Raw genomic sequence first — 23,017 nt, forward strand, 5'->3', positions numbered from 1 at the left:
GGTTCGGGGGCAGCGCCCCCGAGTCAGTGACGGGAAGGGTAGGGGCGGCGGGGGCGAGGAAAGGTCACTCAAGCAAGCCGAAACGCATCGCGCTAGTGACCGCCGCCGTCCGGTCGTCGACCCCCAGCTTCCCGAACGCCCGCAGCAAGTGCGTCTTCACCGTCGACTCCCCGATGAACAACCGCCGCCCGATCTCGGCGTTGGTGCACCCCTCGGACACCAGCCGCAACACCGCCACCTCCCGCGCGGACAACCGCGGAAGCTCCGGCTTCGTACGCAACTGGTCCACCAGCCGCGCGGCGACCGACGGCGCCAGGACGGTCTCCCCGCGAGCGGCGGCCCGCACCGCGTCCGCCAGTTCACCGCGCGGCAGATCCTTGAGCAGATACCCCGCGGCCCCGGCCTCGACGGCCCGCAGGATGTCCCGGTCGGTCTCGTACGTGGTGAGCACCACGATCCGGCACGGCAGCCCCGCCTCGGTCATCCGGAGGATCGAGTCGACGCCCCCGCCGCCGGGCATCCGCAGGTCCATCAGGACGATGTCCGGCCGGAGTTCCGCGGCCAGGGCCTCGGCCTGGGGCCCGCTGGAGGCGTCGGCCACGACGTCCAGATCGGGTTCGGCGCTGAGCATCGCGCGCAGCCCCTCGCGTACGACGGGATGATCGTCGGCGAGGACGATCCGGATCACGGGGTACCCCTTTCGAGTGGTGCCAGTGGTGGCAGTGGTGCCAGTGGTACGGGGAGCCGGACCGTGACCGTCGTGCCCTCGCCGGGCGCGCTGCGGACGACCGTCGTCCCGCCCACCTCGGCGGCCCGCGCCCGCAGCCCCACCAGCCCGTAACCCCCGGACGGCTGCGACGGATCGAAGCCGCACCCGTCGTCGCCCACGCGCGCCGAGAGTTCTTCGGAGGAGTAGAGCAGCTCGATGCCGACCGCGGCCGAACCGCCCGCGTGCTTGCGGGCATTGGACAGCGCCTCCTGGCAGGCGCGCAGGATCACCACCTCCGCCGCGGCGGGCAGCGCGCGTACGGGACCGGACACGGTCACCGACGCCTCGTGCCGTGCGGCGAGCCGGCGCAGCGCGTCGGGCAGGGACGCCCCGTCGAGGTCGGCGGGCGTGCCGCCGGCGACCAGGGCCCGCGCCTCGGCGAGGTTCTGGCGCGCCGTCCCCGCCATCAGGGCCAGATGCCGGCGGGCCTTCGCCACGTCGGAGCGGTCCAGCTCCGCCTCGACCGCCTGCGTGAGCATCAGCAGACTCGTGAAGCCCTGCGCGAGCGTGTCGTGGATCTCCCGGGAGAGGCGCTCCCGTTCGGCCAGCGCGCCGTGCGCCGCCGAGAGCCGCGCGAGTTCGTGGCGGCTGGCGTCCAGTTCGGCGATCAGCGCGGCCCGGTCCTGGCTCTGCTCGATGACCCGGATGATCCAGCTACCGACGGCCGCCGAGAAGACCAGGGTGACCACGGCGAACACGGAGTTGAAGAAGACGGCGTGGTCGCTTGGCCACCACAGCAGCGCCCAGCCCACCACCGGCGCGAGGTTGATGACGACGACCGCGGCCAGGGCCCGGCGCAGGCACAGCGCCATGAAGCACGGCGGGACGAGCGCGAAGGTCATCAGCCGGGTCTCGCCGACGAGGATCGCCGAGGGGAGGAACAGCGCCAGGCAGCCGGCGAGGAATCCGAGGGCCCGCCGCTCGTCGGGCGGTTCGCTCCTGAGGACGGGGCGGCCCACCAGGACGTACCAGGGGATCAGCGGGACCAGCAGGGCCGCGGCGACGGCACGGGTGTGCCACCCCGGGAAGTCCGTGCCGAGCACGAACACCAGGGTGGCCGCCCACACCACGGCGAAGTACGCGTCCCAGAGCCGGAAGGAACGGTCCCAGGCGTAGGCGCCGTCGCCGTGGTCCACGGATACGCCGGTCATCCGTCGCGGCGGTTCTTCCAGCGGAAGGTCAGCAGACACAGCAGCAATCCTCCGACGCACCACGCCCCGAGCACCAGTGCGATCCGACCGAACTCCCAGCTGCCCGCCTGCTCCAGGACCTGCGCCGACTCCGGCAGGAACACCCCGCGCAGCCCCTGGCACATCCACTTCAGCGGGAACACCGCGCTGATGTTGAGCATCCAGTCCGGGATGGTGTCGATGGCGATGTAGACGCCGGAGATGAACTGCAGCACCAGGAAGGGCAGGACGACCACGGAGGTGGCGCTCTTGCCTGTCCGCGGGACCGAGCTGATCGCGATGCCGAGCAGGGCGCACGCCGTCAGGCCCAGCAGGAAGATCCAGCCGAAGTGCAGCCACTTCACGGCGTCCGAGGGCAGCTCCACGCCGTAGAACGTGATCCCCACGGCGAGCAGGATCACCGTCTCCAGGAAGCCGGTGACCAGAACCAGCCAGATCTTCCCGACGAAGTACGCGGCCGGCGGCATCGGAGTCCCGCGCAGCCGGCGCAGCACCTTCTCGTCCCGCTCGATCGCGATCGAGATGCCGAGCGACTGGAAGCTGGTGGTCATGATGCCCGCGGCCATCATCGCCGGCACGTACAGCTGCGAGGCGGTGACGCCCGCGCCTGTCACGTCGTCGCTGAAGATCGACGCGAAGAGGAAGAGGAACACGATGGGGAAGGCGAAGGTGAAGACCACCTGGTCGCGGAGCCGGAAGAACTGCTTGATCTCCAGGGCGCCCCGGTGGAACCCGAGCCGCCAGGCCGCCGGGAGCCGCTGCGCGCCGTCCTCCCGCGTACGCGCCTGTGCCGTCGTGGTGGTCATCGCGTGCCCTCCTGGCCCGTGAGCCGCAGATAGACGTCCTCCAGGGTCGGGCGGGCCACCCGCAGCCCCGGGATCTCGCCGTCGAAGCGGTGCATGAGCTCGGCGACCGTCCGCGTGGGTGTCCCGGTGCGTTCGGTGCGGGGCGAGCCGTCGGACTCCGTCCACCCGACGACCGCCTCGGTGCCGAACCGGTCCCGCAGCTCCGCCGGTTCGCCCTCGGCCACGACCAGCCCCCGCGCGATCACCGCGAGCCGGTCCGCGAGGGCCTCCGCCTCCTCCAGGTAGTGCGTGGTCAGCAGGATCGTGGTGCCCTCGTCGGCGAGCCTGCGGATCAGCTCCCAGAACTGCCGCCGGGCCGCCGGGTCGAAACCGGTCGTGGGCTCGTCCAGGAGCAGCAGGTCGGGGTCGCCGATCACCCCGAGCGCCACGTCGAGCCGCCGCCGCTGCCCGCCCGAGAGCGCCTTGATCCGGCTGCCCGTCTTCTGCTCCAGGCCCACCAGGCCGATGACCTCTTCCGGATCGCGCGGCCTCGGGTAGTAGCGCGCGAAATGGCGGACCGTTTCGCCCACCGTCAACTCGGCGGGCGCGGATTCGTCCTGCCAGACGATGCCGACCCGCGAGCGCCACGCGCGCGTGGCGTTCACCGGGTCCGTGCCGAGCACCGAGACCTCGCCCGCGTCGCGGGAACGGTTGCCCTGAAGGATCTCCACCGTGGTGCTCTTGCCCGCGCCATTGGGTCCGAGCAGGCCGAACACCTCGCCCTGCCGGATGCCGAGATCGATGCCGTCGACGGCGGTGATGTCGCCGTACCGCTTGCGCAGCCCCCGTACGGCGACCGCGAGTTCGTATCCGTGTGCTGTCATGCGAACGAGCGTCCCCCCGAAGCGAGCGTTCCGGGACGGCCGTACGTACTTCCTTATGTCCATCGAACGGTGGACACACGCGCGTGTGCGGCACAATGACCGTGCCCGGAAGGTCCTCTCAAGCTACGGAAACGGCGTGATGAGCAAGACGACGGTCAGGGAAGGCGTCTCCACCGATCAGGGAGCCGCGGTGGTCCCACGGACGGTGGGCGGCGGGCGGTTCCTCGCCCTGCTGCTGATGATCACGGGTGCGGCCGGACTGCTGGCCTCCTGGGTCATCACCATCGACAAGTTCAAGCTGCTGGAGGACCCGAACTTCACGCCGGGCTGCAGCCTGAACCCGGTCGTCTCCTGCGGCAACATCATGAAGAGCGACCAGGCCTCCGTCTTCGGGTTCCCCAACCCGATGATGGGCCTCGTGGCGTACGGCATCGTGATCGCCGTCGGTGTGAGCCTGCTCGGGCGGGCGACCTACCCGCGCTGGTACTGGCTGACCTTCAACGCGGGCACGTTGTTCGGCGTCGGATTCGTGACCTGGCTGCAGTACCAGTCGCTGTACAACATCAACTCGCTCTGCCTGTGGTGCTGCCTCGCCTGGGTCGCGACGATCATCATGTTCTGGGCCGTCACCTCGCACAACGTCCGTAACGGCCTGCTGCCCGCGCCCGGCTGGCTGAAGGGGTTCCTCGACGAGTTCGCCTGGGTGCTGCCGGTCCTGCACATCGGGATCATCGGCATGCTGATCCTGACGCGCTGGTGGGACTTCTGGACCAGCTGACGCGACCTGGCGGCGCGACCGGCGGAACTCTCGCGGGCACCTGCGGATGCACCTGCGGAACCCTTGCGGGCACCCGCGGAACCCTTGCGGGACAAGGGCCCGGCCGCGTTGTCAGTGGCGTGACATAGGGTTTCGCACGTGGAGCCCGACCTGTTTACCGCCGCAGCCGAAGAACGCCAGGAGAAGGACCCGTCGGGGAGCCCCCTGGCCGTCCGGATGCGCCCGCGCACCCTCGACGAGGTCGAGGGACAGCAGCATCTGCTGAAGCCGGGTTCGCCCCTGCGCAGACTCGTCGGCGAGGGCGGCGGCGGCCCGGCCGGACCCTCCTCGGTGATCCTGTGGGGCCCGCCCGGCACCGGCAAGACGACCCTGGCGTACGTGGTCTCCAAGGCGACGAACAAGCGCTTCGTGGAGCTCTCCGCGATCACCGCGGGCGTCAAGGAGGTCCGCGCGGTCATCGAGGGCGCCCGCCGGGCCACCGGGGGGTACGGCAAGGAGACCGTCCTCTTCCTCGACGAGATCCACCGCTTCAGCAAGGCCCAGCAGGACTCCCTGCTGCCGGCCGTGGAGAACCGCTGGGTGACGCTCATCGCGGCGACCACGGAGAACCCGTACTTCTCGATCATCTCCCCGCTGCTGTCCCGCTCGCTGCTCCTGACCCTCGAACCGCTCACGGACGACGACCTGCGCGGGCTGCTGCGCCGGGCGCTCGCCGACGAGCGCGGCCTCAAGGGGGCCCTCACCCTCCCCGAGGAGAGTGAGGAGCACCTGCTGCGGATCGCCGGCGGCGACGCCCGGCGTGCCCTCACCGCACTGGAGGCCGCCGCCGGAGCGGCGCTCGACAAGAAGGACGCCGAGATCTCCCTCCAGACCCTGGAGGAGACCGTCGACCGGGCCGCGGTGAAGTACGACCGCGACGGCGACCAGCACTACGACGTGGCCAGCGCCCTGATCAAGTCGATCAGGGGCTCGGACGTGGACGCGGCGCTGCACTACCTGGCCCGGATGATCGAGGCCGGCGAGGACCCCCGGTTCATCGCCCGCCGCCTGATGATCTCGGCCAGCGAGGACATCGGCCTGGCCGATCCGAACGCCCTGCCGGTGGCGGTCGCCGCCGCCCAGGCCGTCGCCATGATCGGCTTCCCCGAGGCCGCCCTCACCCTCAGCCACGCCACCATCGCCCTCGCCCTGGCCCCGAAGTCGAACGCGGCGACGACGGCGATCGGCGCCGCCATGGAGGACGTACGCAAGGGCCACGCGGGTCCGGTGCCGATGCATCTGCGGGACGGGCACTACAAGGGCGCGGCCAAGCTCGGCCACGCGCAGGGGTACGTGTATCCGCACGACCTGCCCGAAGGCATCGCCGCCCAGCAGTACGCGCCCGAGGAACTGAAGGACCGGGAGTACTACACCCCGACCCGGCACGGCGCCGAGGCGCGCTACGCGGACGCGGTGGAGTGGACCCGGAAACACCTCGGTCGAGGGCGGTCCTGATCACCCTGTAGACTCTCCCAAGCGCTGCGTCCCGTGTCCGGCCTCCTCTCACGAGGAAGTCGGCACCACCAGAACGGGACATGCAGCCGGAGCCCTCACCCCCGGGTGAGGAATCCAGGAGCGTCGCGCACCGTCGAAGGTGTCGCGGGCAGCCCACCACCCTCCCGGAAGTCTCCGGGAAACGGTCGGTGGGCCACTCGCGTGCTGCACATGTGCCCAGCTCAGGGAGCGGCTGCCCCACAGGTCCGGCAAGGACCCGAAGGGTTTCCCTGGCTGCGGATGCGACCTCCCCTAACCCTGGTGAAGCCGTATTCACATCAGAAATCATGAGGTGTTTGGTTCATGACGAACCAGTCCCGCCCCAAGGTCAAGAAGTCGCGTGCCCTCGGCATCGCGCTGACCCCGAAGGCCGTCAAGTACTTCGAGGCCCGCCCCTACCCGCCGGGCGAGCACGGCCGTGGCCGCAAGCAGAACTCGGACTACAAGGTCCGTCTGCTGGAGAAGCAGCGTCTGCGCGCGCAGTACGACGTGTCCGAGCGCCAGCTCGTCCGCGCCTACGAGCGTGCCGCCAAGACGCAGGGCAAGACCGGTGAGGCCCTGGTCATCGAGCTGGAGCGTCGTCTCGACGCCCTGGTTCTGCGTTCGGGCATCGCCCGCACGATCTACCAGGCCCGCCAGATGGTCGTGCACGGCCACATCGAGGTCAACGGCGGCAAGGTCGACAAGCCGTCGTTCCGCGTCAAGCCGGACGACGTCGTGATGGTCCGCGAGCGCAGCCGCAGCAAGACGCTGTTCGAGGTCGCCCGTGCCGGTGGGTTCGCCCCCGACGGTGAGACCCCGCGCTACCTCCAGGTGAACCTCGGCGCCCTGGCGTTCCGCCTGGACCGCGAGCCGAACCGCAAGGAGATCCCGGTGATCTGCGACGAGCAGCTCGTCGTCGAGTACTACGCCCGCTGATCAGGCGTACGCGACACCACCGGCCTCGCGCCTGCTCGTAGAGCGTCAGCCCGTCGTCTCCCCACCCTTGCGGGTGGGCGAGGCGGCGGGTTCTCGCATGTCCGGGGGCGCCGGGATGCCCCGCGGCGCGGCCGAAGCGCCGAGCGCCTCAGGCCGAATACGGCCCAGCGCCCGGCCCACCGCCGCCTGCCGGCCCAGCCGCGCCCCGGCCCGTACGCACTCCTCGTACCGTTCGTCGCCCAGCCGCTCCCGGGCCATGGCCTCGCACTGCTCGTGCGGGGCGTTGTAGTAGGCCGAGCCGAACAGGGGCAGGCCCACCGACGGCCACATCCGGGAGGCGGAGCCCTGGAGCACCGCCGCCTCGGCCGCGTCGCCCTCCCCGGCGGTGACCAGCGCGAGCAGCTCCACCGTCAGGACCGTGCCGAGCAGGTCGCGGAAGGCATGCGTGATGTCCAGGCACTCCGCCAGCAGCCGCCGGGCGCCCACCGGATCACCCTCGGTCCAGGCCGCGAACGCCAGCACGTACAGCGCGTACGCCAGCGACCAGCGCTCCCCGTGGTCCACGCAGACCCGGCGCACCTCCTCGCACAGGCGCACCGCGTCCGGCAGCTCGCCCTGGAAGGCCAGCGCCATCGCCAGCTCCACCTGCGCCATCAGGACGTTGCTGTTCAGCTCGCCGATCTCGTGATAGCGGTCGAGCGCCGAGCGCAGCAGGGTCTGCGCGCGGGGCATGTCGTCGGTGACCAGGGCCAGACAGCCGGTGCGGTGCTCGGCGTAGGCCAGCGCGGTGCGGTTCCCGGAGAGTTCCGCCGAGCGACGGCACTCGCCGAGCGCGGCGAACGCGGGCACGGTGTCGCCCTGGAGGATCGCCACATAGCCGAGCACCCACAGCGCCTTCAGCCGCGAGCTCTCGTGCTCGGTGTCCAGGTCCAGACTGCGCTCCAGCCAGTGCCGCCCCTCCGACAGCCGCCCGCAGCCCACCCAGTAGAACCAGAGCGTCCCCGCGAGGTACTGGCCCAGATGCCCGTCGTCCGGCTCGCTCAGACAGTGCTCCAGGGCGCGGCGCAGGTTCGGCAGCTCCGCCTCCACCCGCGCGGCCACCTCGCGCTGCCGCGGCGAGAACCAGTCCAGCTCGCCCCAGGTCGCCAGCCCCATGAACCAGTCGCGGTGGCGCCGCCGCAGCCGCGCCCCGTCCTCGGTGGCCTCCAGCCAGTCCGCGCCGTACGCCCGGACCGTGTCCAGCATCCGGTAGCGCACCCCCGCCGGTGTCTCCTCGCGGGTGATCACCGACTGGGCCAGCAGCTCGTGGAGCACGTCGAGGATGTTGTCGGGATGCAGCCCGCCGCCCCCGCACACGTACTCCACGGACTCCAGGTCGAACTGCCCGGCGAACACCGACAGCCGCGCCCACATCAGCCGTTCCTGCGGCGTGCACAGTTCGTGGCTCCAGCCGATCGCCGTGCGCAGCGTCTGATGGCGCGGCAGCGTGTCGCGGCCACTGCCCGTGAGCAGCCGGAAGCGGTCGTCGAGCCGGGCGAGCAGCTGCGCGGGGGACAGGGCCCGCAGCCGTCCCGCGGCCAGCTCCACGGCGAGCGGGATCCCGTCGAGCCGACGGCAGATCTCGTGGACGTCCGCGCGGTTGCCGTCGTGCAGCGCGAAACCCGGGGTCCCGGCGGCGGCGCGGTCCGCGAACAGCTCGGCCGCCTCCGGCCCCGTCAGCGGCGCCAGCGGGAACACCTGCTCGCCCTCCACCGAGAGCGGCCTGCGCCCCACGGCGAGCACCCGCAGGCCCGCCGCGCGCCGCAGCAGCTCACCGACCAGCGACGCGCACGCGTCGACCAGATGCTCGAACCCGTCCAGTACGAGCAGGAGATTCCGCTCCGCGAGATGGTCGAGCAGGACCTGGCGCGGCGGCCGCGAGGTGTGATCCGTCAGACCCAGCGCCTCCACGACGGCGTACGCGACGAGGTCCGGCTCGCGCAGCTCGGCCAGTTCCACCCGCCACACCCCGTCGTCCGGGCGGAGCCGGGCCGCCGCGCGCGCCGCCAGCCGCGACTTGCCGACCCCGCCCGGGCCCGTCACCGTCACCAGCCGCGCGGCGCCGAGGGCCGCGTCCAGCCGTGTAAGTTCGGCCGCCCGGCCCACGAACGCGTTGAGCTCCAGGGGCAGATTGCCGGCCCGGTGACCGCCCGCCCCCGCACCGGAGGGCCCAGAACCCTGAGAAGACCGCATGAGCAACGGAGCGTACTCATCCATGAGCACTCCGTACAATCGCTTCGCGCGAGCGCGGGTGCGGCGGACGGTAATCCGGTACGGAGCCCCGGCCCCGGCGCGATAGGGTCGGAGGACGACTTTTCGATGGTGAGGCACGAGTTCAGGGAGCGGGTGCGCAGTGTCCGGTGGTGAGGTGGCCGGGATCCTGGTGGCCGTCTTCTGGGCGATCCTGGTCTCCTTCCTCGCGGTGGCACTCGCGAGGCTGGCCCAGACGCTCAGGGCGACCACCAAGCTCGTCGCGGACGTGACCGAACAGACGGTCCCGCTCCTCGCGGACGCCTCCGCGGCCGTGCGCTCCGCGCAGACCCAGATCGAGCGGGTCGACGCCATCGCGGCGGACGTCCAGGAGGTCACGTCGAACGCGTCGGCGCTCTCCTCGACCGTCGCTTCGACCTTCGGCGGCCCGCTGGTGAAGGTGGCGGCGTTCGGCTACGGCGTACGCCGGGCCATGGGAGGCCGCCGCGACGACGAGCCCGCCAAGCCCACGCGACGCACCGTGATCGTGGGCCGCACCGTCCCGTCGGCGCGACGGGGAAAGCGGAAGAAGGACTGACGCAGCGATGTTCCGCCGTACGTTCTGGTTCACCGCGGGCGCAGCCGCCGGCGTGTGGGCCACCACCAAGGTCAACCGCAAGATCAAGCAGCTGACGCCCGAGAGCCTCGCGGCCAGAGCCGCCGACAAGGCGATCGAGGCGGGCCACCGTGTCAAGGACTTCGCCCTCGACGTCCGGGACGGCATGGTCCAGCGCGAGGCGGAACTGGGCGAGGCGCTCGGACTGAACGCCGACCCCGAACTGGCCTCCCCGCGCCGCCTCGCCGCCATCGAGAACAGCAACGACCCGAAGTACAGCAAGAACCCGACGTACGTCGAGAGGTCGACGTACTCGTACAACCGGAATGAGGACCACTGATGGAGTCGGCCGAGATTCGTCGCCGCTGGTTGAGCTTCTTCGAGGAGCGCGGGCACACCGTCGTCCCTTCGGCGTCGCTCATCGCGGACGACCCGACTCTGCTCCTGGTCCCGGCCGGCATGGTCCCCTTCAAGCCGTACTTCCTCGGTGAGGTCAAGCCCCCCTTCGCCCGCGCCACCAGCGTCCAGAAGTGCGTCCGTACGCCGGACATCGAAGAGGTCGGCAAGACCACCCGGCACGGCACGTTCTTCCAGATGTGCGGCAACTTCTCCTTCGGCGACTACTTCAAGGAAGGCGCCATCAAGTACGCCTGGGAGCTGCTGACCAGCCCTCAGGACAAGGGCGGTTACGGCCTGGAGCCGGAGAAGCTCTGGATCACCGTGTACCTGGAGGACGACGAGGCCGAGCGCATCTGGCACGAGGTCGTCGGCGTCCCCAAGGAGCGCATCCAGCGCCTGGGCAAGAAGGACAACTACTGGTCCATGGGTGTCCCCGGACCCTGCGGCCCGTGTTCCGAGATCAACTACGACCGCGGCCCCGAGTTCGGCGTCGAGGGCGGCCCCGCCGTCAACGACGAGCGGTACGTGGAGATCTGGAACCTCGTCTTCATGCAGTACGAGCGCGGCGAGGGCACCTCGAAGGAGGACTTCGAGATCCTCGGCGAGCTGCCGAGCAAGAACATCGACACCGGCCTCGGCCTCGAACGCCTCGCCATGATCCTCCAGGGCGTGCAGAACCTGTACGAGATCGACACCTCGATGGCCGTCATCAAGAAAGCCACCGAACTGACCGGGGTCGAGTACGGCGCCGCCCACGCCTCCGACGTCTCCCTGCGCGTGGTCACCGACCACATGCGGACGTCCGTGATGCTCATCGGCGACGGCGTCTCCCCGGGCAACGAGGGCCGCGGCTACGTGCTGCGCCGCATCATGCGCCGCGCCATCCGCAACATGCGGCTCCTCGGCGCCACCGGCCCGGTCGTCCAGGACCTCGTCGACGTCGTCATCGACATGATGGGCCGTCAGTACCCGGAGCTGGTCTCCGACCGCAAGCGCATCGAGACCGTCGCCCTCGCCGAGGAGGCCGCCTTCCTCAAGGCGCTGAAGGGCGGCACCAACATCCTCGACACCGCCGTCACGGAGACCAAGGCCTCCGGCGGCACGGTCCTCTCCGGCGACAAGGCCTTCCTGCTCCACGACACCTGGGGCTTCCCGATCGACCTCACCCTGGAGATGGCCTCCGAGCAGGGCCTGTCCGTGGACGAGGACGGCTTCCGGCGCCTGATGAAGGAGCAGCGGGAGCGCGCCAAGGCCGACGCCAAGGCCAAGAAGACCGGGCACGCCGACATGGGCGCCTACCGCGAGATCGCCGACGCCGCCGGCGAGACCGACTTCATCGGGTACACCAGCACCGAGGGCGAGTCCACGGTCGTCGGCATCCTCGTCGACGGCGCCTCCTCGCCCGCCGCCACCGAGGGCGACGAGGTCGAGATCGTCCTCGACCGCACCCCGTTCTACGCCGAGGGCGGCGGCCAGATCGGCGACACCGGCCGCATCAGGATCGACACCGGTGCCGTGATCGAGGTCCGCGACTGCCAGAAGCCCGTCCCCGGGGTGTACGTCCACAAGGGCGTCGTCCAGGTCGGCGAGGTGACCGTCGGCGCCAAGGCCCAGGCCGTCATCGACGTGCGCCGCCGCACGGCCATCGCCCGCGCCCACTCGGCCACGCACCTCACGCACCAGGCCCTGCGTGACGCCCTCGGCCCGACGGCCGCGCAGGCCGGTTCCGAGAACCAGCCCGGCCGTTTCCGCTTCGACTTCGGCTCCCCGTCCGCCGTGCCCACGGCCGTGATGACGGACGTCGAGCAGAAGATCAACGAGGTACTCACCCGCGACCTCGACGTGCACGCCGAGATCCTGAGCATCGACGAGGCCAAGAAGCAGGGCGCCATCGCCGAGTTCGGCGAGAAGTACGGCGAGCGCGTGCGCGTGGTCACCATCGGCGACTTCTCCAAGGAGCTGTGCGGCGGCACCCACGTGCACAACACCGCCCAGCTCGGCCTGGTCAAACTGCTCGGCGAGTCGTCGATCGGTTCGGGTGTCCGCCGTATCGAGGCCCTGGTGGGTGTCGACGCCTACAACTTCCTCGCCCGCGAGCACACGGTCGTCGCCCAGCTCCAGGAGCTGATCAAGGGCCGTCCGGAGGAGCTGCCGGAGAAGGTCTCGGCCATGCTCGGCAAGCTGAAGGACGCCGAGAAGGAGATCGAGAAGTTCCGCGCGGAGAAGGTCCTCCAGGCCGCCGCCGGTCTCGCCTCCTCCGCCAAGGACGTGCAGGGCGTCGCGCTGGTCACCGGCCAGGTCCCGGACGGCACGAGCGCCGACGACCTGCGCAAGCTGGTCCTCGACGTACGCGGCCGCATCCAGGGCGGACGGGCCGTCGTGGTCGCCCTGTTCACCACCGTCAACGGCAAACCGCTGACGGTCATCGCCACCAACGAGGCCGCCCGCGAGCGCGGTCTCAAGGCCGGTGACCTGGTCCGTACGGCCGCCAAGACCCTCGGTGGCGGCGGTGGCGGCAAGCCCGACGTGGCCCAGGGCGGCGGCCAGAACCCGGCCGCGATCGGCGACGCCGTCGACGCCGTCGAGCGGCTTGTGGCCGAGACCGCCAAGTGAGCGACGGCGAGCGGGTCATGCGCCGCGGCCGTCGGCTCGCCGTCGATGTCGGGGATGCCCGGATCGGGGTCGCCTCCTGCGACCCCGACGGGATCCTGGCCACGCCGGTGGAGACCGTGCCGGGACGTGACATCCCGGCCGCCCACCGGCGGCTGCGGCAACTCGTCGAGGAGTACGAGCCGATCGAGGTCGTCGTCGGGCTCCCTCGCTCTCTCAAGGGGGGCGAGGGTCCGGCCGCCGTGAAGGTCCGCGCGTTCGCACAGGAGCTCGCACGCGGGATCGCACCCGTGTCGGTGCGCCTCGTGGACGAGAGGATGACCACAGTGACGGCCAGTCAGGGACTGCGCGCCTCGGGCGTGAAGTCCAAGAAGGGCAGATCGGTCATCGACCAGGTCGCAGCCGTGATCATCCTCCAGCAGGCACTGGAGTCCGAACGGGTGTCAGGTACATCTCCGGGCGAGGGCGTCGAAGTGGTCATCTGATCGCGGTACGGTAACGTTCCGCGCGATGCGGTGGTGTTCGAATAGCTTCCGCACAGGAGAAGAGGCGACGGAAGCCCAGCCACCGCGCGACCACCGCCTCGCGGCTCTAGGGGATCGATGACTGAGTATGGCCGGGGCCCAGGCTCCGAACCGTGGCATCCCGAGGACCCGTTGTACGGGGACGGCGGATGGGGAGGACAGGAGGCCCACGCGGCCCAGTCCCCCTACGGCGGCCAGCCGCAGCACTATCCGGAGCAGCCGCAGCAGCCGCAGTACGGTGACTGGGGCACGGGTCAGCAGGCCGACTACGACCAGGCGCAGCAGCAGTACGCGCAGGGTCAGCAGCAGCACTACGTCCAGGGGCAGCAGCAGTACGGCGGTCATTCTCCGCAGCAGTACAACGACCAGGGTGGGCAGGGCTACTCCCATCAGGGTGGCGGGCAGTACGACCAGAACGGTCAGCAGTACGACCAGAACGGCCATCCGTACCACGGCGGCGGCTGGGACGCGGGCCAGCAGTACCAGCAACAGCAACAACAGCAGCAACAGCAACAACAGGTCCCGTACGGCGGTGACCCGAACGACCCCTACGGCGGCCAGGCCCTGGCGTACAACGGCCAGCAGCCCGACTACTACGGGACCCCGGACGCCTACCCCCCGCCGGAGCCGCCGAGCCGTCGCCGCGCCGAACCGGAACCCGAAGCGGAACCGGAATCGCAGCGCACCGACTGGGACCCGGGCCCGGACCAGGGCGAGCACGCGTTCTTCGCGGGCGGTGACGACGACGAGGACGACACCGACGACGACCCGCAGGACCGCCGGCGCGGCAAAGGCGCCAAAGGCGGTAAGGGGAGCAAGGGCAAAGGCGAGAAGAAGAGCAAGAACGGCTGCGCCTGCCTGGTCGTCTCCCTCGTTCTCCTGTCGGTGGGCGGTGGCGTCACCTATTTCGGCTACCAGTTCTATCAGAGCCGTTTCGGTTCGGCCCCCGACTACGCGGGAGAGGGAACCGGCGGTCAGGTGACCGTCGTGATTCCCAAGGGCGCCTTCGGATCGGTGATCGGCCAGAAACTGAAGGCGGCCGGCGTCGTCAAGAGCGTGGACGCCTTCGTGGCGGCCCAGGCGCAGAACGAGAACGGCGACAAGATCCAGGCGGGCTCCTATCTGCTGAAGAAGCAGATGTCCGCGGAAAGCGCTGTCGCGCTGATGCTCGATCCCAAGAGCCAGAACAATCTGGTGGTCAGGGAAGGGCAGCGCAATGTCACGGTGTACGAGGCGATCGACAAACAGCTCGATCTCTCCAAGGGCACCACCGCGGAGATCGCCAAGAAGAAGTACAGGAGCCTCGGGCTGCCGGACTGGGCGAACGACGACAGCGACATCAAGGACCCGCTGGAAGGATTCCTCTATCCGGCGACCTATCCCGCCGACAAGAACATGAAGCCCGAGACCGTCCTGAAGGACATGGTCGCGCAGGCCAACAAGGAGTACGAGAAGTACGACCTGGAGGCGAAGGCCAAGGACCTCGGCCTTGAGGACCCGCTGCAGGTCGTCACGGTCGCGAGCCTCGTCCAGGCCGAGGGCATCACGCACGACGACTTCAAGAAGATGGCGTCCGTCGTCTACAACCGGCTGAAGCCGACGAACGACGTCACCAACCAGAAGCTCGAATTCGACTCGACGTACAACTACCTCAAGGGTCAGAGCAAGATCGATATCTCGGTCGCCGAGATCCGCAACTACGACGACCCGTACAACACGTACTTCTACAAGGGTCTTCCGCCCGGGCCGATCGGGAATCCCGGGGACGAGGCACTGCGGGCGGCGCTCAAGCCCGACGGTGGTGCGTGGATGTTCTTCATCTCCATCGACGGCAAGAAGACGGACTTCACCAAGACCCTGGCCGAGCACGAGAAGTTGGTTCAGAAATTCAATGAGCGGCGCAACAAGGACTGACGGGGACCGGCGGCGCCGGGCCGCCGTTCTCGGTTCCCCGATCGGCCATTCCCTCTCCCCGGTGCTGCACCGCGCCGCGTACGGGGAACTGGGGCTGCACGACTGGTCGTACGACCGTTTCGAGATCGACGAGGCCGCGCTGCCCGCATTCATCGGGGAACTCGGTCCCGAATGGGCCGGACTCTCGCTGACCATGCCGCTCAAGCGGGCGGTCATTCCGCTGCTCGACGAGATCACCGCGACGGCGGCCTCCGTCGAGGCCGTGAACACGGTGGTGTGCACCGAGGACGGCCGCCGCGTCGGTGACAACACGGACATCCCCGGGATCGTCGCCGCCCTGCGCGAGCGGGGCATCGAACAAGTGGAATCCGCGGCGATCCTCGGCGCGGGCGCCACCGCCTCCTCCGCGCTGGCCGCGCTCGCCCGTGTCTGCACCGGCGAGGTTGTCGCGTACGTCCGCAGCGAGGCGCGTGCCGCCGAGATGCGGCAGTGGGGCGAACGGCTCGACATCGAGGTGCGTACGGCGCCCTGGTCGGACGCCGAAGAGGCGCTGCGCGCGCCCCTGGTGATCGCGACCACCCCGGCGGGCACCACCGACGCCCTCGCCCCGTCCGTCCCCGAGCGGCCCGCCACCCTCTTCGACGTCCTGTACGACCCCTGGCCCACCGACCTCGCGGCCCGCTGGTCCGCCTACGGAGGCGCCGTCGTCAGCGGGCTCGACCTGCTTGTACACCAGGCGGTGCTGCAGGTCGAGCAGATGACGGGCATCGTTCCGGGCCCGGTCGACGCCATGCGGTCGGCGGGCGAGAAGTCCCTCGCGGCCCGCCAGGACGGCCGCTAGGATCCGGCTCTCGATTCCGCGGGGGCGGGGTCGGGCGTATCGGAACATCGGGGGACAGATCCATGTACGTGACAGAGGCGTCCTGGAAGTCGGAGATATTCCAGTCCGTGGTGGGGTTCCTGCCGGACTGGGCACAGGACACGGCGCTGGGAGTCTTCGTACTCGCCGTCCTGACACCGTGGGCCCTCAAGCTGTGGCGCAAGTTCGTGTTCCACCGGGCGCTCCGCACGGGGCGGCCCATCCCCGAGTCGGCACGGTACGCACAGGGCCGCGGGGCCGACCACCTGGGCTCGTACGCCCCGCTGCCCCGGCGGGACGACCCCGCGGCGTGACGCGTACCGCCAGCACGGCGCGTCCGCCAGATGGACCTGGGGCCGGGCGCAGGGCGCGGACGTGGGAGGATCGGAGACGGCGGGCCAGGGCCGCGCACCCGGTCGCGCCGTCGCCGTACGCGAGGACGCGTGTACGCAGCAGCGTGTCCGTAGGAACAGGACGCCGCACCAGGGCGCGAGCATGAGGAGCACCGTTGAGCAGGTTGCGCTGGCTGACCGCCGGGGAGTCCCACGGTCCGGCACTTGTGGCGACGCTGGAGGGTCTTCCCGCCGGCGTGCCGATCACCACGGAGATGGTGGCGGACCACCTGGCCCGGCGGCGCCTGGGCTATGGGCGCGGCGCGCGGATGAAGTTCGAGCGCGACGAGGTCACCTTCCTGGGCGGGGTCCGGCACGGACTCACCCTCGGCTCACCGGTCGCGGTGATGGTCGGCAACACCGAGTGGCCCAAGTGGGAACAGGTCATGGCGGCGGACCCGGTCGACCCGCAGGTCCTCGCCGAATCGGCCCGCAACGCCCCGCTGACCCGGCCGAGGCCCGGCCACGCCGACCTCGCCGGGATGCAGAAGTACGGCTTCGACGAGGCACGACCGATCCTGGAGCGGGCCTCCGCACGGGAGACCGCCGCCCGGGTGGCGCTCGGCGCGGTGGCGCGTTCGTACCTGAAGGAGACCGCCGGCATCGAGGTCGTCTCGCACGTGGTGGAGCTGGCGGCGGCGAAGGCCCCCTACGGCGTCTACCCCACCCCCAACGACGTCGAGAGGCTGGACGCGGACCCGGTGCGCTGCCTGGACGCGGACGCGTCGAAGGCGATGGTCGCGGAGATCGACCAGGCCCACAAGGACGGCGACACGCTCGGCGGCGTGGTCGAGGTGCTGGCGTACGGGGTGCCGGTGGGCCTCGGTTCGCACGTTCACTGGGACCGGCGCCTCGACGCACGGCTGGCCGCGGCGCTGATGGGCATCCAGGCCATCAAGGGCGTGGAGGTCGGGGACGGCTTCGACCTCGCGCGGGTGCCCGGCTCCAAGGCGCACGACGAAATCGTCCAGACCGACGAGGGCATCCGGCGCACCTCGGGCCGCTCCGGCGGCACCGAGGGCGGGCTGACCACCGGCGAACTGCTGCGCGTACGGGCGGCGATGAAGCCCATCGCCACGGTGCCGCGGGCCCTGGCCACCATCGACGTGGCGACCGGCGAGGCCACCAGGGCGCACCACCAGCGCTCGGACGTGTGCGCGGTGCCCGCGGCCGGGATCGTCGCCGAGGCGATGGTCGCACTGGTCCTCGCGGACGCGGTGGCGGAGAAGTTCGGCGGCGACAGCGTGCCGGAGACCCGGCGCAACGTGCAGTCGTACCTGAAGAACCTGGTCGTGCGGTGACCGGTCCCAGGATCGTGCTGGTCGGCCCCATGGGCGTCGGCAAGTCCACGGTCGGCGCGCTGCTCGCACAGCGGCTCGGCTGCCCCTTCCGGGACACCGACGAGGACATCGTCTCCGAGCAGGGCCGCACCATCGCGGACATCTTCGTGGAGGAGGGCGAAGCGGCCTTCCGCGCCCTGGAGAAGCAGGCCGTGCGGCGGGCGCTCGCCGGACACGACGGCGTACTGGCCCTCGGTGGCGGCTCCATCCTCGACGAGGACACCCGGGCGCTGCTCGCCGGACAGCCCGTCGTGTACCTGTCGATGGACGTCGAGGAAGCGGTCCAGCGCACCGGCCTCAACGCGGCCAGGCCGTTGCTCGCGGTCAACCCGCGCCGGCAGTGGCGCGAACTGATGGACGCCCGCCGCCCGTTGTACGCGGGAGTCGCGAGCGCCGTGGTCGCCACCGACGGCCGCACCCCCGAAGAGGTCACCCGAGCGGTCCTCGACGCACTGGAGTTGAAGGAAGCATGAACGAGGCAGTGACGCGGATCCACGTCGGCGGTACGGCGGGCAGCGAGCCGTACGAGGTCCTGGTCGGCCGCCAACTCCTCGGTGAGCTGGGTCAGCTGGTGGGGGAGAGGGCCAAGCGGGTCGCGGTCATCCACCCCGAGGCGCTCGCCGAGACCGGTGACGCGCTCCGCGCCGACCTCGCCGAGCAGGGCTTCGAGGCCGTCGCCATCCAGGTGCCCAACGCGGAGGAGGCCAAGACCGCCGAGGTCGCCGCGTACTGCTGGAAGGCGCTCGGACAGTCCGGCTTCACCCGCACCGACGTGATCATCGGCGTCGGCGGCGGGTCCACCACCGACCTGGCGGGCTTCGTCGCGGCGACCTGGCTGCGCGGGGTGCGCTGGATCGCCATCCCGACCACCGTGCTGGCCATGGTGGACGCGGCGGTCGGCGGCAAGACCGGCATCAACACCGCCGAGGGCAAGAACCTCGTCGGCGCCTTCTACCCGCCCGTCGGCGTGCTGTGCGACCTCGCCGCGCTCGACTCGCTGCCGGTCCACGACTTCGTGTCCGGGCTCGCCGAGATCATCAAGGCCGGCTTCATCGCCGACCCGGAGATCCTCGCGCTCATCGAGGCCGACCCGCAGGGCGCCCGTACGCCTGCCGGGCCGCACACCGCCGAACTCATCGAGCGCTCCATCAGGGTCAAGGCCGAGGTCGTCTCCTCCGACCTCCGGGAGTCCGGGCTGCGCGAGATCCTCAACTACGGGCACACCCTCGCCCACGCCATCGAGAAGAACGAGCGCTACGAGTGGCGGCACGGCGCCGCGGTCTCGGTCGGTATGCACTTCGCCGCCGAACTGGGCCGTCTCGCGGGCCGGCTCGACGACGCGACCGCGGACCGGCACCGCACGATCCTGGAGTCCGTCGGACTGCCGCTGACCTACCGCTACGACCAGTGGCCCAAGCTCCTGGAGAACATGAAGGTCGACAAGAAGTCCCGCGGCGACCTCCTGCGCTTCATCGTTCTCGACGGACTGGCCAAGCCGACCGTCCTGGAGGGCCCCGACCCGGCGGTGCTCCTCGCCGCGTACGGCGAAGTGGGCGTATAGCTCCCCCGGGGCGGCACTTGCGCCGATTCGCCTGCGCGCACGGGCACTTCGGGCCGTCCCCGGCCGTTCACCAAACGGCGGCCGGGGACGGTACCGTTCGGTAGGCGAGCGGGGCAGGTGTCCCGCCGCCAGCGCCCATTGCCTGTACGAGACGGAGTGGCACCGGATGCAGCACGCAGTGGGGTCTCCGCTGCCGCCGCCCCATCAGCCGGGGCACGGACCGGCCGCCGGCTGGTCGGGGGCCGCACCACACCCGGGACCGCACCACCCCGGTCCGCACGCCGGGGTCCCCGCGGGTCCGCCGCCGGGCTTCGCCGGAGCGCAGCCGGGGCCCGCCGCCCCGCACCCGCCGGGCCCTCCGCATCCGCCGGGGCACCCGCCCGCGCCGCACCACGCCGTCCCGCACCACGCTCCCGTACCGCCCGCGCCGGACACCACGGGCCATGTCCAGCTGCCGCCGGGCGGTCCCGTGCCGATGCCGAGCGCGCCGCCCGCGACCGGCACTCCCGACCCGACGTCCACGACGCTCGCGGTGCTCCTCATCGGGCCCGCGGGCGCGGGCAAGACGAGCGTCGCCAAGTACTGGGCGGACCACCGCAGGGTGCCCACGGCGCACATCAGCCTGGACGACGTCCGCGAGTGGGTGCGCTCCGGCTTCGCCGACCCCCAGTCGGGGTGGAACGACATGTCGGAGGCGCAGTACCGGCTCGCCCGCCGCACCTGCGGTTTCGCGGCCCGCAACTTCCTGGCCAACAACATCTCCTGCATCCTCGACGACGCCGTCTTCCCCGACCGGCCCGTGGTGGGTCTCGGCGGCTGGAAGCGGCACGTCGGGCCCGGGCTGCTGCCGGTCGTCCTCCTGCCTGGCCTGGAGATAGTCCTGGAGCGCAACGCGGAGCGCTCCGGAAACCGCCGCCTCACCGACGAGGAGGTGGCCCGCATCCACGGCCGGATGGCCGGCTGGTACGGCTCGGGCCTCCCCATCATCGACAACTCCCAACTGGACGTCCCCCAAACGGCCCGAGTCCTGGACGAGGTCCTCTCCCGCTCGATCGCCAGCCCGCCCCAGTGGTAGCCCTCATCTGATCCGCCTCAAGCCGGGCGCCCCTCGGGGGCGCCCTACAGGGGCGCGGGGAACTGCGCGACCAGCCCCCACCGGCCCGCACGGGAGCCTTCCGGTGGCGAGGGGTCGCCGCGTCTTTCCAGGCACGCGGGCACCGGCGCGCCGTTCAGGGGCGCGGGGAACTGCGCGACCAGCCCCCACGGACCCGCACCCGGCACACAACGCCAAGCCCCACCCCCTACTCCGCCCGGCCCCGCCCACCTGGCCCCCTCAAACCGGCACAATCCGAGCGAAGCTCATACGCTCGAACCATGCCAGAGGTGCACGAAACCCGCCGAGCCCGCCTAAGGGACCGCGTCAACGCAAGCGGCAGCGCCTCCGCGCTGGTCACCCGCCCGGCCAACGTCCGTTACCTCACCGGCGTGGCCCCACCCGGCGCGGTCCTCCTCCTGGGCAGGACCGAGGACCTCCTCGTACACGGCACCGCACCCGGCACGGCACCCGGCACCCCCACCGCCGCGGACGGCCGCCCGGACGAGGCCCTGCGGGTCCACACCCTGCCGAGCCCCGGCGGCGACCCCGCCGTCGCCGCCGCGGACCTCGCCGCGGCCCAGGGCGCCGACTCCCTCGCCGTCGAGGAGCACCACCTCACCGTGACCCGCCACCGGGCGATCGGTTCCGTGGCCCCCGCCCTGCGCCTCGCTGACGTCGGCGGAGCCGTCGAACAGCTGCGGGTGATCAAGGACGAGGAGGAGATCTCCTGTCTGCGCATCGGCGCGGAGATCGCCGACCAGGCCCTGGGCGAACTCCTGGAGTCGATCCTCGTCGGCCGCACCGAACGGCACCTCGCGCTGGAACTGGAACGCCGCCTCGTCGACCACGGCGCCGACGGCCCTGCCTTCAGGACATCGGTCGGCACGGGCCCGCACTCCGGGCGGCGGGGCCACCGGCCGACCGACCGCCGGGTCGAGGAGGGAGATTTCCTCTCCGTCTGCCTCGGGGCGACCTACCACGGATACCGCTGCGAGATCGGCCGCACCTTCGTCATCGGCACCTCTCCCGCGGACTGGCAGATCGAGCTGTACGACCTCGTCTTCGCATCCCAGAAGGCCGGCCGGGAGGCCCTGGTGCCCGGCGCCGCCTACCGTGACGTGGACCGCGCGGCCCGCCAGGTGCTGGACTCCGCGGGGCACACGGAGGGCCTTCCCGAGTCGACCGGACACGGTGTGGGGCTCGAAATCGACGAGGAGCCGCAGTTGGCCCCCGCGGCCATGGGTAAACTGGACGCTTGCGTGCCGGTCACCGTCGAACCGGGGGTCCACCTTCCGGGCCGGGGCGGTGTCAGGATCGATGACACGCTCGTCGTGCGCCCTGAGGCGGACGGCGGACCCGAGCTACTCACCATCACGACCAAGGAACTGCTCGCGCTCTAGTCCCGCAAGCTGTACAGGCCTCGACCGTATCGAGTGCTTCGACCGCTTCGGACCGTGCGCGAGTTACCGGGGTCGTCCACGTCAGTCCAGGAGATTCCGCAACCGTGGCTTCCACGAACGACCTCAAGAACGGCCTGGTGCTCAAGCTCGACGGGGGCCAGCTCTGGTCCGTCGTCGAGTTCCAGCACGTCAAGCCCGGCAAGGGCCCCGCCTTCGTGCGCACCAAGCTGAAGAACGTGCTTTCCGGCAAGGTCGTCGACAAGACGTTCAACGCCGGCGTCAAGGTCGAGACGGCCACTGTCGACAAGCGCGACATGCAGTTCTCGTACATGGACGGCGAGTACTTCGTCTTCATGGACATGCAGACCTACGACCAGCTCATGGTGGACCGCAAGGCCGTCGGCGACGCCGCCAACTTCCTGATCGAGGGCTTCACCGCCACCGTGGCGCAGCACGAGGGCGAGGTGCTCTTCGTCGAGCTGCCGGCCGCCGTCGAGCTCGTCGTCCAGGAGACGGAGCCGGGCGTCCAGGGCGACCGTTCCACGGGCGGCACCAAGCCCGCCACCCTGGAGACCGGTCACCAGATCAACGTCCCGCTCTTCATCACCACCGGTGAGAAGATCAAGGTCGACACCCGCACGAGCGACTACCTCGGCCGGGTGAACAGCTAACCGTGGCTGCCCGCAATACGGCCCGCAAGCGTGCCTTCCAGATCCTCTTCGAGGGTGACCAGCGAGACGTCGACGTCCAGACGGTCCTCGCGGACTGGGTCAGGCACTCCAGGACCGACACCCGGCAGCCCCCCGTGAGCGAGTTCACGATGGAGCTGGTCGAGGGCTACGCGGACCACGCGCGGCGCATCGACGAACTGATCTCCCAGTACGCCGTCGACTGGACGCTCGACAGGATGCCGGTCGTCGACCGCAACATCCTGCGTCTCGGTGCGTACGAACTGATCTGGGTGGACGAGACCCCGGACGCGGTCGTGCTCGACGAGGCGGTGCAGTTGGCCAAGGAGTTCTCCACGGACGACTCGCCCGCGTTCGTGAACGGGCTGCTCGGCCGGTTCAAGGAGCTCAAGTCGTCGCTGCGGCGGGACGAGGTCTGAACGATCCGCTCCGCACGGGGCGATGTCGTGTGCGGGGCGGTGGGGGCCGGTCGCGCCGTTCCCCGCGCCCCTGAAGGGCGCGCCGGTGCCCGCGTGCCTGGAAAGACGCGGC

Annotated in this window: 22 protein-coding genes; 17 read left to right on the plus strand and 5 right to left on the minus strand. The window is 70.8% G+C overall.

The genetic code is table 11. The annotated features are described in order from the left end of the window. Positions 1 to 64: 64 nt before the first annotated feature. The 4 genes from ACFWGJ_RS24260 to ACFWGJ_RS24275 are packed head-to-tail and all read right to left on the minus strand — an operon-like array spanning position 65 to position 3,628. Positions 65 to 688 carry a response regulator gene (locus tag ACFWGJ_RS24260; protein WP_387328079.1) on the minus strand — a complete coding sequence of 208 codons (624 nt, stop codon included), beginning with the start codon at positions 686 to 688 and terminating at the stop codon, positions 65 to 67. After that, positions 685 to 1,920, minus strand: a complete 1,236-nt coding sequence (locus tag ACFWGJ_RS24265; protein WP_387328082.1) for a sensor histidine kinase — start codon at positions 1,918 to 1,920, stop codon at positions 685 to 687. The genes ACFWGJ_RS24260 and ACFWGJ_RS24265 overlap by 4 nt, the downstream gene beginning before the upstream one ends. After that, complete coding sequence (locus tag ACFWGJ_RS24270; protein ID WP_387328085.1) at positions 1,917 to 2,765, minus strand: ABC transporter permease; 849 nt, start codon at positions 2,763 to 2,765, stop codon at positions 1,917 to 1,919. Before ACFWGJ_RS24270 ends, ACFWGJ_RS24265 begins: the two co-directional genes overlap by 4 nt. After that, complete coding sequence (locus ACFWGJ_RS24275; RefSeq protein ID WP_387328088.1) at positions 2,762 to 3,628, minus strand: ABC transporter ATP-binding protein; 867 nt, start codon at positions 3,626 to 3,628, stop codon at positions 2,762 to 2,764. The genes ACFWGJ_RS24270 and ACFWGJ_RS24275 overlap by 4 nt, the downstream gene beginning before the upstream one ends. A 139-nt stretch (positions 3,629 to 3,767) precedes the next feature. On the opposite strand from ACFWGJ_RS24275, the gene ACFWGJ_RS24280 reads away from it, so the two are divergent. From ACFWGJ_RS24280 to rpsD, 3 genes are all read left to right on the plus strand, one after another. Beyond that, the gene (locus ACFWGJ_RS24280) at positions 3,768 to 4,406 is read left to right on the plus strand and encodes a vitamin K epoxide reductase family protein (protein WP_366786812.1); all 639 of its coding nucleotides are present in this window, start codon (positions 3,768 to 3,770) and stop codon (positions 4,404 to 4,406) included. Positions 4,407 to 4,544: 138 nt separating this feature from the next. Beyond that, entirely contained in the window at positions 4,545 to 5,900 is a 1,356-nt protein-coding gene (locus tag ACFWGJ_RS24285) for a replication-associated recombination protein A (protein ID WP_387328092.1), read from the plus strand. Between the two features lie 342 nt (positions 5,901 to 6,242). Next, positions 6,243 to 6,857, plus strand: a complete 615-nt coding sequence (rpsD, locus tag ACFWGJ_RS24290; protein ID WP_107019683.1) for a 30S ribosomal protein S4 — start codon at positions 6,243 to 6,245, stop codon at positions 6,855 to 6,857. A 45-nt stretch (positions 6,858 to 6,902) separates the two neighbouring features. Here the strand turns inward: rpsD and ACFWGJ_RS24295 are convergent, their stop codons facing one another. Next, positions 6,903 to 9,089, minus strand: coding sequence for an ATP-binding protein (locus ACFWGJ_RS24295; RefSeq protein ID WP_387328097.1), 2,187 nt, complete (start codon positions 9,087 to 9,089; stop codon positions 6,903 to 6,905). A 160-nt stretch (positions 9,090 to 9,249) separates the two neighbouring features. Between ACFWGJ_RS24295 and ACFWGJ_RS24300 the strand changes: the two genes are divergently transcribed. From ACFWGJ_RS24300 to nusB, 14 genes are all read left to right on the plus strand, one after another. After that, positions 9,250 to 9,684, plus strand: coding sequence for a DUF948 domain-containing protein (locus ACFWGJ_RS24300; RefSeq protein WP_387328100.1), 435 nt, complete (start codon positions 9,250 to 9,252; stop codon positions 9,682 to 9,684). Between the two features lie 7 nt (positions 9,685 to 9,691). Next, positions 9,692 to 10,042 carry a DUF6167 family protein gene (locus tag ACFWGJ_RS24305; protein WP_387328103.1) on the plus strand — a complete coding sequence of 117 codons (351 nt, stop codon included), beginning with the start codon at positions 9,692 to 9,694 and terminating at the stop codon, positions 10,040 to 10,042. Further along, positions 10,042 to 12,714, plus strand: a complete 2,673-nt coding sequence (gene alaS, locus ACFWGJ_RS24310) for an alanine--tRNA ligase (RefSeq protein ID WP_387328106.1) — start codon at positions 10,042 to 10,044, stop codon at positions 12,712 to 12,714. Before ACFWGJ_RS24305 ends, alaS begins: the two co-directional genes overlap by 1 nt. 17 nt (positions 12,715 to 12,731) lie before the next feature. After that, complete coding sequence (gene ruvX, locus ACFWGJ_RS24315) at positions 12,732 to 13,196, plus strand: Holliday junction resolvase RuvX (protein ID WP_387328130.1); 465 nt, start codon at positions 12,732 to 12,734, stop codon at positions 13,194 to 13,196. A 117-nt stretch (positions 13,197 to 13,313) separates the two neighbouring features. Then, complete coding sequence (gene mltG, locus ACFWGJ_RS24320; protein WP_387328109.1) at positions 13,314 to 15,149, plus strand: endolytic transglycosylase MltG; 1,836 nt, start codon at positions 13,314 to 13,316, stop codon at positions 15,147 to 15,149. Continuing rightward, a complete protein-coding gene (locus ACFWGJ_RS24325) occupies positions 15,127 to 15,990 on the plus strand; it encodes a shikimate dehydrogenase (protein WP_387328112.1) in 864 nt (287 codons plus the stop codon). The genes mltG and ACFWGJ_RS24325 overlap by 23 nt, the downstream gene beginning before the upstream one ends. A gap of 62 nt (positions 15,991 to 16,052) precedes the next feature. Then, positions 16,053 to 16,322, plus strand: a complete 270-nt coding sequence (locus ACFWGJ_RS24330) for a hypothetical protein (protein ID WP_381833364.1) — start codon at positions 16,053 to 16,055, stop codon at positions 16,320 to 16,322. 194 nt (positions 16,323 to 16,516) lie between these two features. After that, on the plus strand, positions 16,517 to 17,701 hold the full coding sequence (aroC, locus tag ACFWGJ_RS24335) for a chorismate synthase (protein ID WP_387328115.1): 1,185 nt from the start codon (positions 16,517 to 16,519) through the stop codon (positions 17,699 to 17,701). 29 nt (positions 17,702 to 17,730) lie between these two features. Further along, a complete protein-coding gene (locus ACFWGJ_RS24340) occupies positions 17,731 to 18,213 on the plus strand; it encodes a shikimate kinase (RefSeq protein ID WP_387328133.1) in 483 nt (160 codons plus the stop codon). After that, complete coding sequence (gene aroB / locus ACFWGJ_RS24345) at positions 18,210 to 19,301, plus strand: 3-dehydroquinate synthase (RefSeq protein ID WP_387328118.1); 1,092 nt, start codon at positions 18,210 to 18,212, stop codon at positions 19,299 to 19,301. The genes ACFWGJ_RS24340 and aroB overlap by 4 nt, the downstream gene beginning before the upstream one ends. A gap of 166 nt (positions 19,302 to 19,467) precedes the next feature. Next, positions 19,468 to 20,376, plus strand: a complete 909-nt coding sequence (locus tag ACFWGJ_RS24350; protein ID WP_387328121.1) for a Pro-rich N-terminal domain-containing protein — start codon at positions 19,468 to 19,470, stop codon at positions 20,374 to 20,376. A gap of 299 nt (positions 20,377 to 20,675) precedes the next feature. Further along, positions 20,676 to 21,797 carry an aminopeptidase P family protein gene (locus tag ACFWGJ_RS24355; protein WP_387328124.1) on the plus strand — a complete coding sequence of 374 codons (1,122 nt, stop codon included), beginning with the start codon at positions 20,676 to 20,678 and terminating at the stop codon, positions 21,795 to 21,797. A 104-nt stretch (positions 21,798 to 21,901) separates the two neighbouring features. After that, positions 21,902 to 22,468: an elongation factor P gene (gene efp / locus ACFWGJ_RS24360; RefSeq protein WP_055513022.1), complete on the plus strand. Its 567-nt coding sequence runs from the start codon at positions 21,902 to 21,904 to the stop codon at positions 22,466 to 22,468. A gap of 2 nt (positions 22,469 to 22,470) precedes the next feature. Beyond that, positions 22,471 to 22,905 (plus strand): transcription antitermination factor NusB, encoded by a 435-nt coding sequence (gene nusB, locus ACFWGJ_RS24365; RefSeq protein WP_387328127.1) that lies wholly within the window; start codon positions 22,471 to 22,473, stop codon positions 22,903 to 22,905. Positions 22,906 to 23,017: the final 112 nt, after the last annotated feature.

The organism is Streptomyces sp. NPDC060205 (genome assembly GCF_042728395.1).
Classification (GTDB): Bacteria; Actinomycetota; Actinomycetes; order Streptomycetales; family Streptomycetaceae; genus Streptomyces.